Source organism: Methylobacter tundripaludum SV96 (assembly GCF_000190755.2).
Lineage (GTDB): Bacteria > Pseudomonadota > Gammaproteobacteria > Methylococcales > Methylomonadaceae > Methylobacter_A > Methylobacter_A tundripaludum.
On sequence record NZ_JH109152.1, the window covers coordinates 2,532,975 to 2,551,217 of the forward strand.

Below are 18,243 nucleotides of genomic sequence, written 5' to 3' on the forward strand. Positions count from 1 at the left end.
TCGTCATCCATACAGGTGGTTGAAGTTTGTGGTCATTAAGAAATGCTCAATAACTTCGTGCTCTTCGTGTCTTCGTGGTAAATTCCAAGCACTAATTTTATGGACACATTTATGACACGTTTTAATTTAGCTCTCCGACTGTTATGGCGCGACAGCCGTTCCGGCGAGTTAACCATACTGATATTGGCTTTGATCATTGCAGTCACCAGCTCGACCGCCATATCGCTGTTTGCAGACCGCCTGCAACGGACCATGACCACTCAAGCGGCGGAATTTTTGGCGGCCGATTTGGTGATCACAAGCCCGGCCGCGATTCCTGACGAATGGCTGTCCAAGGCAACGCAACTCAATCTCGCTCAAGCGCAAACGCTTGAATTTTCCAGTGTGTTGATTGAGCATGACGAGCTATTACTGGCGGGCATTAAAGCGGTCAGTTCCGCCTATCCGTTGCGCGGTTTTTTAAAAGCCACCGCCTCGGATTATTCGGCTGAAACCGTCGAACACACCGGCCCAAAACCCGGAACCGCCTGGGTTGATAAACGCATCCTGTCGGCGCTTAAACTTAATCTCGGCGAACTGTTAACGGTCGGTGAAAAAAAACTCACCGTCAGTAACATCATTACTTACGAACCCGACAAGCGCGGCGATTTTTACAGCTTCTCGCCGCGGGTGATGATTAATGCTGACGATTTGAAGGCTACCGGCATTTTGCAGCCGGGCAGCCGCGTGCATTATTTCTTTCAATTCAGCGGCGACAGCAAAGCGTTAAGCGAATTCAATCGCTGGATCAAACCGCAGTTGAATCCGTCCCAGCGTATCATGGATATCCATGATGATCGCCCGGAGCTGGGCTCGGCGTTGGAACGCGCCGAACGCTATCTGGGCTTATCCAGCATTATCGTCATCTTGATTTCCGGCGTGGCGATTGCGATGGCGACGCGGCGTTATACCGAACGGCACTTTAACGCCACCGCCATCCTGCGCTGTCTGGGCTGCAAACAGAGCGAGATACTCTGGCTTTTCGGCAGCCAGTTTGTCGTGTTGGGTTTATTGGCCAGCGCCATAGGTTGCCTGTTGGGCTGGTTTGCGCAGGAAGCGTTGTTCCATTTATTAAGATCGCTGTTGCCTCAGCAGGTCGCCAATCCCGGTTTATTGGCGGTTTTTTTCGGCTTTATCATCGGCATGGCTATTTTGTTGGGGTTCGCGTTGCCGCCGTTATTGCGCCTTAAAAAAGTTTCGCCGTTACGGGTATTGCGCCGCGAACTGGAACCTTTGCCGAGCAGCGCGTGGCTGATTTACGGTTTGGCCATCGGTATTATCGGCGTTTTGATCTGGCGCTATACCGATGATCTTAAAATGACCGCGACCATTATCGGCGTCGGCTTGAGTTCCTTGCTGCTGCTCGGTTTGCTGGTTTATGGTTTGCTGAGGTTTAGCCGGAGACTGTTGCCGCATCTTGGCCTGACCTGGCGCTTCGGCTTGCAGGGTTTATTAAAAAACAGCCGGGGCAGCGTCGGTCAAATACTGGCTTTTTCCATTACGTTGGTGGCGATGGTGCTCAGTTTTACCGTGCGTACCGATTTAATCAATGACTGGCACAAACAGCTGCCCACTAATGCGCCGAATCATTTCGCGCTGAATATTTTCCCCGAGCAGCAACAAAATTTTCAACAAGACCTGCAACAGCAACAAATCAACGGAAGCCGGTTTTATCCGGTAATCAGGGGCCGTCTGGTCGCCATCAACAACACGCCGGTGCAACAAATCGTCAGCAAAGATTCACCGGGCGAAAATGCCACGCATCGCGAATTGAGCCTGACCTGGACCAAGGATCTGCCTGCGGATAATAAAATCACCGCCGGTAATTGGTGGCAGGATGCGCAAACCGGGCAGGTTTCTGTCGAACAGAAATTAGCCAAAAGCCTGAAAATCAAGCTGGGCGACCTGTTGACCTTTACCGTCGGCAGCCAGCAGTTTACATCGACTGTTGCCAGCATCCGCGAACTTCAGTGGGATACCATGAAGCCGAATTTTTACATGATTTTCTCGCCCGGTACGCTGGATGCCTTTCCCAGCACGTTTATCACCAGCTTTTATTTGCCGGAGAGCCAAAAAGACTTTTTAAACGCGCTGGTCAAAAAATACCCCAGTACCACCGTATTGGAAGTCGATTTAATCTTGCGCCAATTTAAAACCATACTGAGCCAATTGACCGAAGCGATAAACTACCTGTTATATTTTGCGCTGATGGCCGGATTCACAGTATTGTTCGCCGCCGTGTATGCGACGTTGGACAGCCGTATCCATGAGGGCGCGTTGATGCGAACGCTGGGCGCAAATCGCGCATTTTTAAGGAAAACCCACATCATCGAGTTTAGCCTGCTCGGACTGATTTCCGGGCTGTTAGCGGTTGTCATCTCGGAAGCCATGCTCTATGCGCTGTACACCCATGTCATGCACATGGAGTACCGCGCTAATTTTTATTTATGGGGCATTGTGCCGCCAACCGGCGCGTTATTCGTGGGCTTGGCGGGCTGCTGGGGCGTAAGAAATGTGGTTAATAAATCGCCGCTCCAGGTTTTAAGGGAGTTATAACGCCAAGATTTTATCGGTCAGTGATACTACTTATTGATTGAAGAAGGTGGATTCTTTATCCTAAAGGCATTTGTAAAACGCCGACTGACTTATAGTGTTATGGTGTTCATACTTTATTCATGAAAAACGAAGTATTCTGTAAGGAAACAATTTTACCAGAGGTAATCAAAATGAAAAAACTAACAACCAGCATCGTTTTAATAGGCAGCGCATTAATCTCAGGTTGCTACAGCCAAGGCGGATGGACGCCGACCGTTGATGCTTACAATGATCCTAATGCCTATCGAATCAACCAGGATATGGCCGAGTGTAAGGATCTTGCGAGCCATGCTTCCGGCGGTACTGCAAAAGAAACCGCTATCGGTACAGGCGTAGGCGGCTTAATCGGCGCGGCCGGCGGTGCGGCTATAGGTGCGATAACAGGAAGTCCAGGCACAGGCGCAGCGATAGGTGCGACAGTCGGCGGTATCGGCGGCGGCGCCAAGCAGGGTTTTGAGGGCGAAGCAGGATACAAAAGAGCCTATTCCAACTGCATGAGAAATCGCGGACATCGTATCGTTAACTAATCGAAGTTAACTCAGCCAAAAACTGTGGGGGCCTACACAAGGATGTGTGAGCCCGCAGAGTATCTAACCACACCATTGGCTTTCACAGGGCTCGTCGTCATTATCTCCGTCCATTTTCGTATCAGGACAATGGGTTATAAAAAATTCCGCTTCTTCGCATGACGTCATTTGAGAGCAATAAGTCCTGCCATCGCATTCATAACTGGGTTTGGATTTTTCTACATTCCGTGTAACGCCCTGAACAATACCCCTAATTGAGTCACCCAATCCATAACTTTCATTGGATAGATGATTTGCTGCAGTAAATTTTTTATAAGCAAAAAGTCCGACAAAAACCAAAACAGCAATAAAGATTATTTGTGTCACCCCATTATGCTTAACCTTGTCATTTCTGTAAGGGCTTCTTGTTTTGGTAAAAGAAACACCATCAATTTTGGCATTGATAGCCTTATTTTTTCCGTCATTGCCAACATGTAACTGATACAAAATCACATCGCCGACAACAGGGCGGCGACTCATGTTTTTCAATGCTGAAATATGGATGAAGACTTCGTTATTCCCGTTTTCAGGGATGATAAAACCGAATCCTTTATCATCGTTCCAGCGATTTAATTTACCTTTGAAAATATTATTCATGATTCCTCGTTCCCACGCGCCGCGTGGTAATGCATTGTGCGGCGCGCTGCGCCGTGTAGTCGTGGCGGTCTTCGTCTGACACTACTGTGGTGCAACGCTGCCTGATTTCACACCCACGTGCTATGTCACTGTCATTAAGTTAAGAAATACGCTTCAGCTTGGGACCCAGATGACGAAGCTCTCGGCAACCGCTCCTGCATGGACAGATTTGAATGAGCAAATATCTGTCCATGCAGGTAGCTTCGTGAGACAGGAAGCTAGAGCTTCCCTCACTGAGTTCCCAAGCAGGAGCTTGGGAACTAGCGTTCACTAAAATTCTTAACTTAATGGCAGTGACGTACTCTGTGGGAACGAGGTGAAACTTGCACAACCTGCTGTTAAATAAAAAATACGAGCATACTGGTTTTGATTAGGTTTTTAAATGGGTCGCTTTAGCAAACCGCAACAGAAAATCCGCCAGATAACGTTCACTGTCTTGGCTGTAAACATTGTGGGATGCATAGATCGTCAACAACCTTGCCGTAAACATAGCCGCTGTGCGGCTGAATGTCAGCGTGGATACTTTGGCTTCATTATGAGTATAGCCGCGAAAATCGGTTTGATTGATCAAATAAAACCCCGCCGCTAAGGCCTGGGCGGAAAACTTTGCTACCGCATGAGCGGGAAGCAACAGGTAAAACAACCCCTGCGGGGATAATAATTGTTCGGCAATACCGATCAAATCGGCAAAAGGCAGTTGGTCGGTGTGCCTAGCGCTATTTCTAAGGGTATCGACGGTCTTGAGGTGATTTTCAAAAAACGGCGGGTTGCTGATGATGAGGTCGTATTGCCGGCTGGCGGTTAAGGCGAAGCTTTGAATATCCTGATGCACGGCCTCGAGTCGATCCACCCACGGGCTGTTGTTGAAGTTAATGTCGGCTTCTTTAAAAGCTACTTGCGTCAATTCCACTGCGGTCACTTTCGCTGCGCCGAGCTGTGCTGCCATCAGCGCAAGTACGCCCGTACCGGTGCCGATGTCCAGCACTCGGTCGCCCGGATTGACCGGCACCATAGCGCCGAATAAAACGGCATCGGTGCAAATTCTCATGCCGGAGTGTTGTTGTAATACTGAAAACTGTTGGAAGTGGAAGGTTGGCATTAAGCAGATTTGTCGATGCTGTTGATATTAACGGTAGGTCGGGGTACATCGCACGTAAGGTCCCTGTCATTTCGGAGCCGTGGATGTCACCCGGTGTGTTTAAAGCGGGCTTATGCTTTTAGACAATAACCTTGTGAATCTCGACAGTTATTGTCTAAAATTCTTCCCATTCGCCATTAGCGACAGCCATCGGCTGATGTTTTGCAACGACAGGCTTTGTTGACAAAGCAACATCCTTTTTCAAGCGCATAATGGCAACGCCGACTGCGCCTGATGCGGCAATGAAGTCGGAGTCGGTGTTGAGCATGGTGTTCGCTTCTTGAAGCCTCTTGTCATTGATAGCTTGTGCAACTTTGCCCGCTTCGACATGGAATGCGGCATGTTTTGAAATACATTCTGAAAAGCTCTCCAAGTGGCCAAGATGAAGCTTGGTATTGCCATGTAGCCATTTTCCAAAATCGCAGCAATTATCTTTTGAGATAGTGACGACATCCAGTTTCTCGTTATGGGATATGGCGGTACGGAATTTCACTTTCCATTCGGCATGCTTATGTAATGCTACATCGAGATCCATGCTGATTTCTTTCACGTTATGGATACTTTTATTTTCAGGAACGGACGTCGTGTGTTTGCCTTTATAGGTTTCTATTTTTACCGGTATGGCTTTTTGTTTTATACGGTTAATGGCAGGACTGAGCGAGTCGGCACCCGTTTTAAAAACCGCTACCGTAGCGGAAAGATTTTGAGCTTGATCTTCCATTGATTCTGCAGCGGCAGCCGCTTGTTCCACTAGCGCGGCATTTTGCTGGGTCACGTCATCCATTTGAGCGATGGCTTGATTGACTTGCGTGATGCCGGAGCTTTGCTCTACTGAGGCGGCAGAAATCTCTGACATGATAGCGGTGACATGGTGAATGGAGCTGACAATTTCTTTCATGGTGTGTCCGGCCTGTGTGACCAGTTTGCTGCCGTCTTCGATTTTTTCTACCGAATCAGCGATCAAGCCTTTAATTTCTCCTGCCGCGGTAGCGGCGCGCTGAGCAAGATTGCGAACCTCACTGGCGACAACAGCAAACCCTCGACCTTGTTCGCCGGCGCGAGCGGCTTCTACCGCAGCGTTCAGGGCCAGAATGTTAGTTTGGAACGCAATGCCGTCTATCACCGATATAATGTCGACGATTTTATGTGACGACGCATTGATCGAGTCCATCGTCGTAACCACTTTACCGACTACGGTGACGCCTTTATCCGCTATTTCTTCGGCACTCTTGGCAAGCTGATTAGCTTGTTTAGCATTTTCGCTATTGGCTTGCACAGTGGACGTCAGCTCCTCCATGCTGGCAGCCGTTTCTTCAAGGCTGGCCGCCTGTTCTTCAGTGCGATGCGACAAGTCATTATTGCCTGATGCGATTTCTTTAGCCGCCGTGTTGATATTTTCTGTCGCTTCCTTAATTTCACTGACCAGGCTTTTGAGATGTTCCCCTGTTATGTTCATGCCGGTAATCACTTCCCCGAAGGTGCCGGGGTAGTGCTTGTCGATAACCTGCGTCATATCGCCTTGAGCCATGGCGTTGGTAACAGTCAATATATCCTTAAAGCCAATGTCGCAAGTTTCTATCAGCGTATTAAAATCGGTCAGTATGTCTTTGAACATGAACTCGAACCTGGAGGTATCGGCGCGCTTGGAAAAGTCACCTTTTGAACCGGCTTCAGCAAGTGCGTCTATTTCACTGCTGACTTCAAACAGGGTCTTCTTTACGTTATCGACAGCTTCTGTAATTTTAGCTTTATCGCCGGGCAAGCGATCCATATCGAGACTGAAATCACCTTTGGCATATTGGGTGATAACCTTAACCACCTGCATTTTTACATCGATATGGGACTTGGTCAGTGCATTGATGTCGCGTGCCATTTTGCCGTAAGTACCGGGAAACTGCGCAGCATCTATTTCTGCCCAGATCCAGCCTTCCGCATGCTTTTGCGACATGACAGTTTGCGCGGCGACGAAAGCATTGATCGATGTTTGTATGGTTTTAATCGCATACAATAAGCTGCTTTTATCGCCTTCATCCAAGTTGATATCCCGCTTAAAATTACCCTGAGCTATTTCTTTGGCGATGGCTTTCGCATAGAACGGATCTATGCCCAATTGTTTATAGAGGTAATTCGCTAAGTAAAACGCGATGCCTAAACTCAGCGTGACCACCAGAATAGATATGCCAAGCAACAGACGGGAGGCATACTTTGTCGCACTGCTTAGGTCGGTGGTTGTTTGAATCTGTTTATTGACCGCATCACTCTTAAATTTTCTCGTAAGGTCAGCCAGGCTGAGCGACGCGGCATCAAAATCTTCCATGATGGCATTACCGGCTTGGATGCCCTGACCGATGTAGGCTGAAGCCATGAGCTTGCCTTGGTTATAAAATGGGTCAAAAGCGGCATCAAGCTTGGCCAACTCGTCCTTTTGCGAGGCAGTAATGGACTCAAATGCGAGAATTTCCTTCACTCTCTTTTTGAAATCAGCGGCGGCGTCCTCTGCATCCTTGTAGCCTTCGGGATCGTGGGTTGCTGAAACATCAGTTAAAAACTGTTGAACTTGAATCACATCAACCACCATGCCTTCCACTGCTATAGCAAAGGGCATAATCGTGCTGTTTAATTCAGCCGTATTTTGCTGGACTGTTGAGAACTGGTCCAAACTCACATAAATAATGACAGCCATCATAATAATGAGGCTGCAAAATCCCAGCAGAATACGGTTTTTGAAACTGATGAAAATATTTTTAAACATTTGATAAATAAGCTTTTATTGTTTATTTTTATGTAAGGTAGCAGCCATTTTTATAGTATTTAGATATGCCTTCTAATACGGCCTGCTGGAAGAAGGAAATGACATCGCTGATGCATGTAGGATTAGTCCTACAATTAAATCATACGCAATGCACAGGGACTATGCAACGATAGACGGGGCTCATCAATATGAGCCTATAACTGGATGTAAAAGGCTGGGCTAGGCCACTTAGCTGAGAGCCGAGCATGAGGTGTTTTTATAAATAACGATAAGCGAGTGATTACAATAAACTTCTAGGAAGAATGCAGGTGTTTTAGTTTGCAATAATAAAAATATATTTATGTGCACAATAAATAACCGGGAACAACTCACCGGCTCGTTTTTGATTAAATTATATGATCAATATTCATGGGGCCGGGCCATAATTGCGGCTATTCAACAAATAGAAAAGTCTCAAAACAAGGTATATAAAAATAATGCCTATTTTTGTTTAAAACGTGCAGGGGATTATCCGCTTAACTTAAAGCGGACGGATGCTTCTCGCGTACCATCCGTTTGACCTGAATCGAATGGTACGCAATTGGGCGATGTTCAAGAATAAATTCTCTTTACTCATCATTGGCTATGGGTGCTTGGGGCCTTGCTCTGTTTCTTTGGCTTCAGTCCCCTTTTCAATTATTTTTTTACGCCATAAGCCGTTAGTTGAGAAACACTCCCAGCCCCATTTCAGCCAGTTGAGCAATGACACCGCCAGCCAGAGCGACCAAACCAGCATCAGTAATCGGTAGGCTATTAGCGGCACTGAGACCAGCGTCGCTATGGGCAATGTCGGCGAACTTCTATCCTGATACCAGTTTAAGTTGAATGTTGAAGACTGGTTGCCGATGATCTGCATATCGGGCGAACCCAGTAAACCGTGCTCGACCGCTAAAAACAATAGGCCCAGCGATACCACGGTTAATAGGCCGATCATAACTTGCAGCGCATTAAAATAGCGAACGCCCGAAGCCTGTTGCGTCTTGCGCCAGCCCAGCAGCATCAACCATGCAATGACAATGCCTGCCGACGCAAGGGGGATCTGGCTAAGCCCTATCAACAACAAAAACCAGTGCCGGGCTTTTAAGGGCGTCAGCGGGATTTTGCCGAGGCCCGGCGACAACATCAATATAACAATCAGCACGCCCCAAAATAAAACCGCAGGCCCGAGTTTCGGCCCCATTGCAAATAATACCCAGCGGTCGGATCCTAAGCCGATACTCAGGTTGGCGTTGACGCTCGGCGCTCCCAAGTCCACCTGCGGCGTAGTCAGAATAGTGCTGATGCCGGTCGCCTCCCGCCAGCCGATTGCGACTTCCTGCTTGCCGGGATTGACCGGCACGGTGAGCTTTCGGCCTTCCTGCCTGATGGGTTGGGTTTGGCCGTTGATCGCGACGTTTTGCAACACGGCGTTTTCCGGCAGGATGATTGTGTGTTGCGATCCTTGCGAGCTTCTCAGGCTGATGCTTAATTCGGCTTCCTGATTGCGTTGCCCCGGTTTGATGCTCAAACGGCTATTGTCGATGGTTAAGGTTTGTCCTTCCACCGCTTCGGGCCGGGTTATTTGCAGGGTGATTTTTTCGCCCGGCCAGGGATGCCATTCTGGCAGCCATTGCCCGTCGTTATTCAGATGGATCATTGCGATGCCGGATGTCTCAATATGCCAGATGGGGCTGACATCGGCTTGCAACACCTCTATCCATTGTTCGGTTTGAGTGGCGACATAATCGATTTTTTCCGATTTTTCCAGCGTGGATTCCCATTGCAGCTCGGTTTGCTGGGCCGGAATATTCACCTCGACTTTGCCGTCCTTAACCCGGATGCCTGTGCTGGTAACCGACTCGCCCGGCAACAAGGGCACCGCCAATACCACGGCGGAATCGGCCGGTGATACGCGGATGATCCGGGTGATAATCCGCCAGTCCAGGCCCAGTTGCAGGGTGCGCTCAATCCTGACAAATGGCGGCAACGCGCCCGGTTCCAGTTCGGCTGCGCTTTGCTGCTGTTCGGTCTGGTTTATGCGGCTAAATTGCAGTTGATCGTCAACTTCGCCGTTTTCCTGTAGGCCTATGACCTGCCAGCCGGTATTTTGAATGCTGACCCAGTTCGGTTTTAACGGCAAAGGCAGGGTGAATTTGCTTAACAAGGGCACGGCTCCGCCAAGTACAACCTGATGCTCGCCTTCGTCCAGGTTAAGCCACAAGCCGTTGTTATCGCGGTAAAGCCCTGACGCTATTTTGCCGTCAACAAAGACGTGATTAGGGAGCCATTGTTCATATTCTGCGGGCAAAGGAACCGCTACGGATTGTTGGGCGTGAATCTGTAAGGCGATTGCCAATTCCTTATCGGTAATGGTTATTTTCATCTGCTGAATTTGCGCGCAGCTCGGTAAGCAATCGGGCGGCACCGGCTTTTCCAGCAGCTTGTTTCTCAGTTCGTCCAGTACGGCTTTGTCCGGAATTTCGGCATACGCCTTGGGTGACGGCACGGACAGCATCGGCAACAGCAAAAACCACAGCAGCAACGGCATCGAAGGTCGAATACGTTTAAAGCTGAACTTTTCCGCAACGCCGAACATCAGCAAGGCCAGCGCCGCGACTAAAATCGCACGGATGAAGTTGAGCAGTAGGGTCAGCGTCGGCGTTAAATACCATAAGTGCAGTTGTTGCTGGGCGTCAACCGAACCGTTCCATGACAACAGCACCTTGCGCCATTGCCATTGCGGCAAACCGGGGCCGGTCTGCACTTTGGCTTTAGGGTCGATGCGGTCAAAATCGACCGCCTGGTCTGTATAGCCATAAGACGAAGAGGCATCTGATGACATTGATTTTCTTAACACCTTTTCTTTCATCTCGCTGATCGCTTCGGAGACGGGTGCCGGGGCGGTCATTTCAACCGCTGTTCCAACCATGCCGCGGTCTTGGAAGATGGGCATAGGGACCGCTTGCCAGGGTCTTTCCAGTTGCGGATACAGCCCGGTGCGCACCTGCTGCACCACAAAAGGCAAGGTGAGCATGATTAAGGCCAGCCAGAAGGCATTGCGATACCATGTCATGAATTTTAAAAACCGGCCTTGCGGTAATAACTTGATCAAGGCGGTTGCGGCCAGAATATTCAGCCAGACGAAATGGGGCGATCCCGGTTCATGCCAGATCAATACCAGGGTTACTAAGGCGAGGCCGCCCCAATAGGGATTCCATAGTCTACCGGTTGCCAGCGCGGCGATTAACACCAGGAACAAGTCCAGCAAGGTCCAACGGGAAATCCAGCTGTCCGGTACATTATCGACGCCGCCGGCCGCCAGCAAACGCCAGCCCGGCGGCAGGTTCAGTTCGGCGCGGACTGTGTGAAAATCCTGCTCCCAGCCCACGGCGCTGGTTGAACCGATTGCACCGGCAATACGGCTGTCGGCATTCAGCATTATCGCGCCGCTTCTGACTTCAACGCCTTGCTTGCCCGATTTATCCTGGGTAATAAACTGGTTGCCGCCGTTTAGGGTGACTTTTCCCAGTTGCGTTTGCGGCAGGGTATTCAGCCGCCAGCCGCGGGTCATGTTGCCGGTAATCGTGTCATTGACGGTATAGCCTTTGCCGTCGAAATCCAGCCATAGCTTTCTGGTCAGATTGAGTTGATTGGGTTCGGGGTCCGGGTCGCCCCGGCGGATGGTTTTAAAACCCATCGCCTGGCCCTGGTTGATTTTATAGGCCGGAAGGTTTTTCCAGTCGTCCGGCAAGTTGGTCAGGCTGGGATCGATGGCGCTGAGCTGTTCGATTTCAACGACGCGCAGTTGGGGACGGGCTTCAAATGACCATATTTCCGATTCCGGCCACTGGATGCCTTGTTCGCCGACCAGCTCCGGTTTGGGTAGCGGGAGCGCAGCCAGTTCTTTGCTGTTTCTGGCCAGTATGTCGAGTTCCCAGTGACCGGGGCGCAGCTGGATCAATAACTGTCCGTCGGGCTCCAGTCGTGCGGGCAATGGGCTTTCCAAGCTCAACGGGATAAAGCCGTCCAAGATAGGCCGGGGCAATTTGACCTCGCGTTGCTCGCCGGAGACTTCCAGTGTCAGCCGGGTTAAAACCTGTGCAGGTACTTCGTCGGTGATTTTTCGGAAGACCTGAATATCCAGGTTGTTTTGGATGTTTTCCGGTTTTTTTAAGCCTATCTCGCTTTCCTTTAACCACAGCTGTCCGTCTTTAATGGCCGGTGTCGGTATCTCGACCCCGTTAATGCGCAGCTCAATCAGTCCGGTGTCGTCGGGTATCTTTAAGTTATCAGGAATAGCCGTCCACAAGAACCCGCCTTTGATTTGATGCTGCAAGCCGGCAACCAGTTTTATCGACGGTATGCCATCTTTATCCATGATCAGCGCGGTTTTGTTATCAACCGTCACATTAAGCGGCCAGTGTTTTTTATCGCCCGGCAAGCTGATCCAGCTGTCTTGATACACCGTCCAGCTCATCGAAAAAACGCCTTTTTCGCTGGTTAAATCCAGTTGGGTTTGGGTCGGCCAGCTACAGCGCTTTTGCTCGTAACTGTTGTAGATGAAAGGGCAGGCGGGCTCAGGGCTGTCCTGCAATACCCAGGCTATCCAGGGTTTGAGCGGTTCCGGTACCTGTTCCGGGGTTAACGGCTTTGCCTGAGTGACTGATGCAAACAATACGGCGCTTAGAAATAGCCAGACGATACGACTCATGATGCACTCCTGATTAATGTCAGACGTAGGCCGGAATAAGGCCATCCAAGCGCGTAGCGCGAGGTGGCGTTTCCGGCGAATCTCGGTGCTGCGCCGGAAACACCTGTTTTCGCTTTCACTCAAACAGGCTTATTCCGGCCTACAGTTTTTTACCTGCAATGGAAAGTGTGATTTCCAGCATAGTGGAGTCGGGGTCCATGACGCCGGCGCGCAGGCGGTTACCTTTCCAAAAAATTCCGCAACATATCATGCCCATGCTCGGTCAGAATCGACTCGGGATGAAATTGCACGCCTTCAATATCCAGCTGTTTGTGCCTGACGCCCATGATTTCATCCAGCTTGCCGGTTTCGTCCTGGGTCCAGGCGGTTATTTCCAGACAATCGGGTATGGACTCCTGTTCGATGACCAGCGAATGATAACGGGTGGCGGTGAACGGGTTGTTAAGCCCTTTGAATACGCCCTGATTATGATGATAAACCAGCGAGGTTTTACCATGCATGATGCTTTTGGCATGGACGATATTGCCGCCGAACGCGTAGCCGATGCTTTGATGCCCGAGGCAAACGCCCAGGATAGGAGTTTTTCCGGCAAACTTTAAAATGGCCTCAACGGATATGCCTGCTTCTTTTGGCGTACAGGGGCCGGGTGAAACCACCAATTTGTCGGGCGCCAGTTTTTCTATATCTTCTACGGTGACCTGATCGTTACGCACGACGGTGACATCGGCGCCCAGTTCGCCGAAATATTGCACCAGGTTGTAAGTGAACGAGTCGTAGTTATCGATCATGACGACTTTTATCCCCCCCTTTGTAAAAGGGGGGCTAGGGGGGCTAGGGGGGATTTTGACGGCGTTCATGATTGCTCCCCTTCCAAGCCGCCGTTAAAGCGGGGCAGGGTGTTAATGTCAGGAACGTTATAACGCGACTTAAACTGCTCGATCCAGATTAGCGGATTGTCGTGTGTGACCGACTCCAGCAGTTCGCCGTTTTGTTCCAGACGGATTTGATTGCCGGTAATTTTAACGACGCTAAGGCAGGGTAGACCGATGATCGAATAGCGACCCCATTGCTCGCCGCCATGTACCGATTCAAACAAATAGGAATAAGCGCCGTCGGCCAGTTTCAGGTAGGCGCTCAAGGGCGTATCCAAATCGGCCAACACTTCGCGGCAAATCGGGATGCGGTTGTAGCCCTGTCGGGCATAGTGATTGAATTGCTCTGGGGTCATTTTTGCTATTCAATGTGTATATGCAAATGCGACGCTGGCGCGTCACTAGCGGCGTTCCCACGCCGGAGCCCTTACAAGACTCAGGGCAGGCGTGGGAACGGTGTCGGTCTTTAAACTGCCTTAGCCAATTCAGCACGCATTTCGTCAATTACTTTTTTGTAATCCGGTTGGCTGAAAATAGCTGAACCTGCGACGAAAGTATCGGCACCGGCGGCTTTAATTTCGCGGATATTATCGACTTTAACGCCGCCGTCGATTTCCAGGCGAATATCCAGGCCGCTGTTGTCGATTCTTGTTCTGACTTCACGCAATTTATCCAGCGCTGAAGGGATGAATGACTGGCCGCCAAAGCCGGGGTTAACCGACATCAACAAAATCATATCCAGTTTGTCCATGACATAATCCAGATAATGCAGCGGTGTGCCTGGGTTAAATACCAGTCCCGCCTTGCAACCGCAATCTTTAATCAATTGCAGGGTGCGGTCGATATGCACAGAGGCTTCGGGATGGAAAGTAATAATGCTGGCACCGGCTTTGGCGAAGTCGGGAATAAGACGATCAACAGGCTCAACCATTAAATGAACGTCAATCGGTGCGGTAACGCCGTGTTTTCTCAGCGCTTCGCAAACCAAAGGCCCGATGGTCAGATTGGGCACGAAATGGTTATCCATGACATCAAAATGCACAACATCGGCGCCCGCTTTTAAAACATTATCAACTTCTTCACCCAGTTTTGCGAAATTGGCTGACAGAATGGAGGGAGCAATCCAGTTTTCGTTCATTTTGTGATCCTCTTGAATTAAAAATTATTAATTATATCTTTTTTTTGCACAAACTCTTATGTTTACGCTTGTGTTTATAATAGCCGCACTTGAAATCATCCGAACAAGCTTAACTCATGAAACTGGTAACCTTTACTTATAATCACGAAACCCGTGTAGGCGCTGTCGTTGATGGCTTTGTCGTTGACGGAAAAAATAATACTAAAATCCCGGTAACCATGCTCGAATTTCTGAGCGCAGGCTCCAGTGCGCTGGATGCCATGCGGCAGCAGATCGACAGCGGCAACGACCGTATCGCGCTGGACCAGGTCAAGTTGCATGCGCCGGTGCCGAGGCCGGGTAAGTATTTAGGGATCAGCCTGAACTATGCCGACCATATCGAAGAGATCGGACTGGACAAGCCGGAATACCCCAGTTTTTTCACCAAACAGGGCACCTGTGTGATCGGGCCTGGCGATGCGATACATCGGCCTAAAGTGTCCGATAAGCTGGATTATGAAGGCGAGCTGGCGTTTGTTATCGGTACCCGCTGTCGCCATGTCCCGGTCGATAAAGCTCACCAGGTCATTGCCGGTTTTACCATTGCCAATGACGTTTCGGTGCGCGACTGGCAGTTTCGTTCGCCGACGTTTACGCTGGGAAAATCATTCGATACTCATGGTCCGCTGGGGCCGTGGATCGTTACCGCCGATGAAATCAGCGATCCGCATAATCTGGATCTTAAAACCTGGATTGACGATGAGCTGCGGCAAAGCTCCAATACCCGGCAGATGATTTTTAACTGCTATGAAATGATCGCCTATTTATCGCAAGCGATGACGCTGGAGCCGGGCGATGTGATTGCCACAGGCACTCCAGCCGGTGTCGGCGTAAAAATGAAGCCGCGCGGTTATATGTTGCCGGGGCAAACCGCCCGGATTGAAATTGAGGGTATCGGCACGCTGGTTAATCCGGTTATTGAGGAGCCGGATGGTTGGCTACGTATTGACTGATGTTACGTTACGTACTGTCCACGAAAAGCACGAAAGACACGAAAGACACGAAAGACACGAAAGACACGAAAGACACGAAAGACACGAAAGACACGAAATAAGTCAGTACGGTATTTTGTTTAAGTCATTCACTCTTTGGGTGACGAACTACGGTCCTTCGTTAAACTCAGGAGAGCCTTGGTATCTTTTAGAATATTTTCGTGCTTTTTGTGGCTTTCGTGGATTAATCGATTTTTTCTAGGCTCAAGTGCCTTTCTTAATGGTAAAAAAACTTAATTTACCAACATTCTTTTTAACCACGGCTCTGGTCGGCAAGGTAAATATAACCGTCACTTTCAGACCGCCAAATTCGGACTCGTCCAAGACCAGCTCGGCGCCATGTATTGTTGCAATCCGTTGCACGATCGAAAAACCCAGGCCGGTGCCTTGCGCTTTGTTGGCGGTTTCAACGCAGCGATGAAAGCGTTTCAGCGAGTTTTCGTATTGATCGGGCGCGATGCCCGGTCCCGAGTCTTCAACGCACAGTCGTAAGTGATGTTCCGTCCCTATCAGGCTAACCCTGACCATTCCGTGAGCCGGGGTATATTTAATGGCGTTGTCGATAATGTTCCTGATCAAAATATTGATCAGTAGGGTGTTGGCCACGATGGGTGCCGCATTGATTTCGTCGTACTCCATGTGAATCCGTTTTTTATGCGCCTCGGGGTCCAGCTCGGCAATAATTCGCATCACTTCACGACTGAGCACCGTCGTTTCTTTGGCTAAATACTCGGTGCCGGATTCGATGCGTGAGAAGGTCAATAATTGTTGCACCATATAGGTCATGCGATTAACGGCTTGTTCGATTCGCTTGAGCGCCTGATGGCGAACCGTCTCGTCACTGGTGCGCATGGCAACCTGGGCCTGGGTGAGCAGTCCGGCCAACGGCGTTCTTAATTCGTGCGAGGCGTCGGCGGTAAAGCGGCGCTCATGCTCAAAGGCCTGCTCAAGCTGGGCAAACAGATTGTTGATCTCATTGACCACCGGAATGATTTCCTTGGGGAGCTTTTTACTGGATAGCGGCTTAAGAAAGCTGGCTTCCCGCCTGGATAAGGCTATTTCCAACCGATTAAGCGGTTTTAAGGAGTGCCCGACAATAATCCAGATAACGATGCCTAAAATCGGCAAGCCGACCAAAAATTGCATCACCAATTGCGCCGATATTTCATCGGTCAATTCGGCGCGGATCTCTTCCTTTTGGCCGACATGAATAATATATTCGCCATTTGAGCTGGAAATACTGAAGACATGCCACACATGTTTATCAATATTGGTTTCACTGAAGCCGTTAGCCGCTGAGGAAAAGGCAAATGTTGGCGCACTTTCCGAACGCAGTAATAATCCGTCGTTTTTGGACCATAGCTGGAAAGCGACTTTTCTTTCGTATTTATGGCCTAAAGCGCTGGCCTCCAAAAGCCCGTCAAATACTTCCCATAATTGATCGTCAATATTTTTTTTGCTTAATCCGTGTGCTGTAGACTCAAGTGGGTTGACTGAACGCAGTAACAAGTCGTCCTCTTTAGCCCAGAGTTGAAAGGCGCTTTGCCTTTTATTTTTGCGCCCGGTATAGGGGTGTAGGCGTTCATCGGTCTGCGTTTGCGCCCAATGTTTGGATAGCGAACCTTCCCGCACCAGGCTTTCCACAAACACATGCAGCACTTTGGCCGATTGTGCCAATTCTGCATCGAACAGACTGGCAACTTCGTCGCGGGTGACTTTGTAGCTCATATAGGCCGTCACTCCCCAGATCAACATGGACGCGGAGAGCAGGCTAAACAACAGCAGTTGGCGTAGCGAATAATTCATTAATTCTCGGGACTATTCAGTAGGTAGAAAATGGAACGCGGATGACGCGGATGAATATGATCAGCGCAGATAATTCAAAAAAATCTTATTCATCATAAATAATCAGCGTCATCTGCGTTCTATTATTAAAAAGTTAATCTTCATCGATAATGTAACCCACACCTCGGACGGTACGGATAATGGACGGGTCGAGCTTTTTTCTCAGATGGTGAATATGAACCTCCACGGTATTGCTTTCTACATCGGAATCCCATGAATACAAGCTTTCTTCAAGTCGGGCGCGGGAAATAACCCGGCCGATATTGCTCATTAAAAAACTCAGTATCTCGAATTCTTTTTGCGACAGATCAACCTTTTCATCGTTCCAGGTGACTTGATGCGAGGCCGGGTCCAAAACAATACCTTTATACTCGATATTCGGAACGCTACGGCCTTCGTTTCTTCTCGCCAATGCCCTTAACCGGGCGCAAACTTCATCCAGTTCAAACGGTTTAATCACAAAATCGTCGGCGCCGCTATCCAAGCCCAGTACGCGATCGGGAACGGTATCCTTGGCGGTCAATACCATCACCGGCGTTTCATCTTTACGCGTTCTTAACGCTTTCAAAATATCCAGACCCTCCATGTCCGGCAAGTTAAGATCCAGTACGATCAGCTCATAGCTATTGATTTTCAGGGCCTCGTCGGCCAGCTTGCCGTTGGTGAGCCAGTCAACCGCATAACCTTCCATTTTTAAACCTTCGACCAGTCCTTCGCCCAGTATTTCGTCGTCTTCAACCAGTAACAGTCGCATATGCTCTCGCTTTAAAAGTAGTTAGTTATCAACAAAAAAGTATAAGCGTAATCAAGCAAAGTTAAGTTCTACTTAAGCTTCGTGCAGGCTTTAAAGTCGACAAGGTGTCTTATTCATCAGCGGCTCTCGTGTTAAACTGACAGCCATT

At 49.4% G+C, this 18,243-nt stretch carries 11 protein-coding genes and 1 pseudogene; 3 read left to right on the plus strand and 9 right to left on the minus strand.

Annotated features, from left to right (window positions below; all coding sequences use genetic code 11):
- Positions 1–111: 111 nt before the first annotated feature.
- Positions 112–2,595, plus strand: a complete 2,484-nt coding sequence (locus METTU_RS11330; protein WP_006891712.1) for an ABC transporter permease — start codon at positions 112–114, stop codon at positions 2,593–2,595.
- A gap of 170 nt (positions 2,596–2,765) precedes the next feature.
- Positions 2,766–3,161, plus strand: coding sequence for a glycine zipper family protein (locus METTU_RS11335; RefSeq protein WP_006891713.1), 396 nt, complete (start codon positions 2,766–2,768; stop codon positions 3,159–3,161).
- 63 nt (positions 3,162–3,224) lie between these two features.
- Here the strand turns inward: METTU_RS11335 and METTU_RS11340 are convergent, their stop codons facing one another.
- The 7 genes and pseudogenes from METTU_RS11340 to rpe all read right to left on the minus strand — a co-directional run bounded on the left by METTU_RS11340 (position 3,225) and on the right by rpe (position 14,465).
- Positions 3,225–3,797 carry a cold shock domain-containing protein gene (locus METTU_RS11340; RefSeq protein ID WP_006891714.1) on the minus strand — a complete coding sequence of 191 codons (573 nt, stop codon included), beginning with the start codon at positions 3,795–3,797 and terminating at the stop codon, positions 3,225–3,227.
- Positions 3,798–4,206: 409 nt separating this feature from the next.
- A complete protein-coding gene (locus METTU_RS11345; protein WP_254257903.1) occupies positions 4,207–4,884 on the minus strand; it encodes a tRNA1(Val) (adenine(37)-N6)-methyltransferase in 678 nt (225 codons plus the stop codon).
- A gap of 205 nt (positions 4,885–5,089) precedes the next feature.
- Complete coding sequence (locus tag METTU_RS24830; protein WP_006891716.1) at positions 5,090–7,726, minus strand: methyl-accepting chemotaxis protein; 2,637 nt, start codon at positions 7,724–7,726, stop codon at positions 5,090–5,092.
- Positions 7,727–8,348: 622 nt separating this feature from the next.
- A complete protein-coding gene (locus tag METTU_RS11360; RefSeq protein ID WP_006891717.1) occupies positions 8,349–12,455 on the minus strand; it encodes a hypothetical protein in 4,107 nt (1,368 codons plus the stop codon).
- Positions 12,456–12,673: 218 nt separating this feature from the next.
- Positions 12,674–13,312 carry an anthranilate synthase component II gene (locus tag METTU_RS11365; protein ID WP_006891718.1) on the minus strand — a complete coding sequence of 213 codons (639 nt, stop codon included), beginning with the start codon at positions 13,310–13,312 and terminating at the stop codon, positions 12,674–12,676.
- 8 nt (positions 13,313–13,320) lie between these two features.
- Positions 13,321–13,683, minus strand: a pseudogene (locus tag METTU_RS11370) (anthranilate synthase component I); the annotation flags it as partial.
- 110 nt (positions 13,684–13,793) lie between these two features.
- Positions 13,794–14,465, minus strand: a complete 672-nt coding sequence (gene rpe / locus METTU_RS11375; protein WP_006891721.1) for a ribulose-phosphate 3-epimerase — start codon at positions 14,463–14,465, stop codon at positions 13,794–13,796.
- A gap of 116 nt (positions 14,466–14,581) precedes the next feature.
- Between rpe and METTU_RS11380 the strand changes: the two genes are divergently transcribed.
- Positions 14,582–15,457, plus strand: coding sequence for a fumarylacetoacetate hydrolase family protein (locus tag METTU_RS11380; RefSeq protein WP_006891723.1), 876 nt, complete (start codon positions 14,582–14,584; stop codon positions 15,455–15,457).
- Positions 15,458–15,700: 243 nt separating this feature from the next.
- On the opposite strand, the gene METTU_RS11385 is transcribed toward METTU_RS11380, so the two are convergent.
- Together METTU_RS11385 and METTU_RS11390 are read right to left on the minus strand one after the other, a co-directional pair.
- The gene (locus tag METTU_RS11385; protein ID WP_006891725.1) at positions 15,701–17,302 is read right to left on the minus strand and encodes an ATP-binding protein; all 1,602 of its coding nucleotides are present in this window, start codon (positions 17,300–17,302) and stop codon (positions 15,701–15,703) included.
- Positions 17,303–17,435: 133 nt separating this feature from the next.
- A complete protein-coding gene (locus METTU_RS11390) occupies positions 17,436–18,095 on the minus strand; it encodes a response regulator (protein ID WP_006891726.1) in 660 nt (219 codons plus the stop codon).
- Positions 18,096–18,243: the final 148 nt, after the last annotated feature.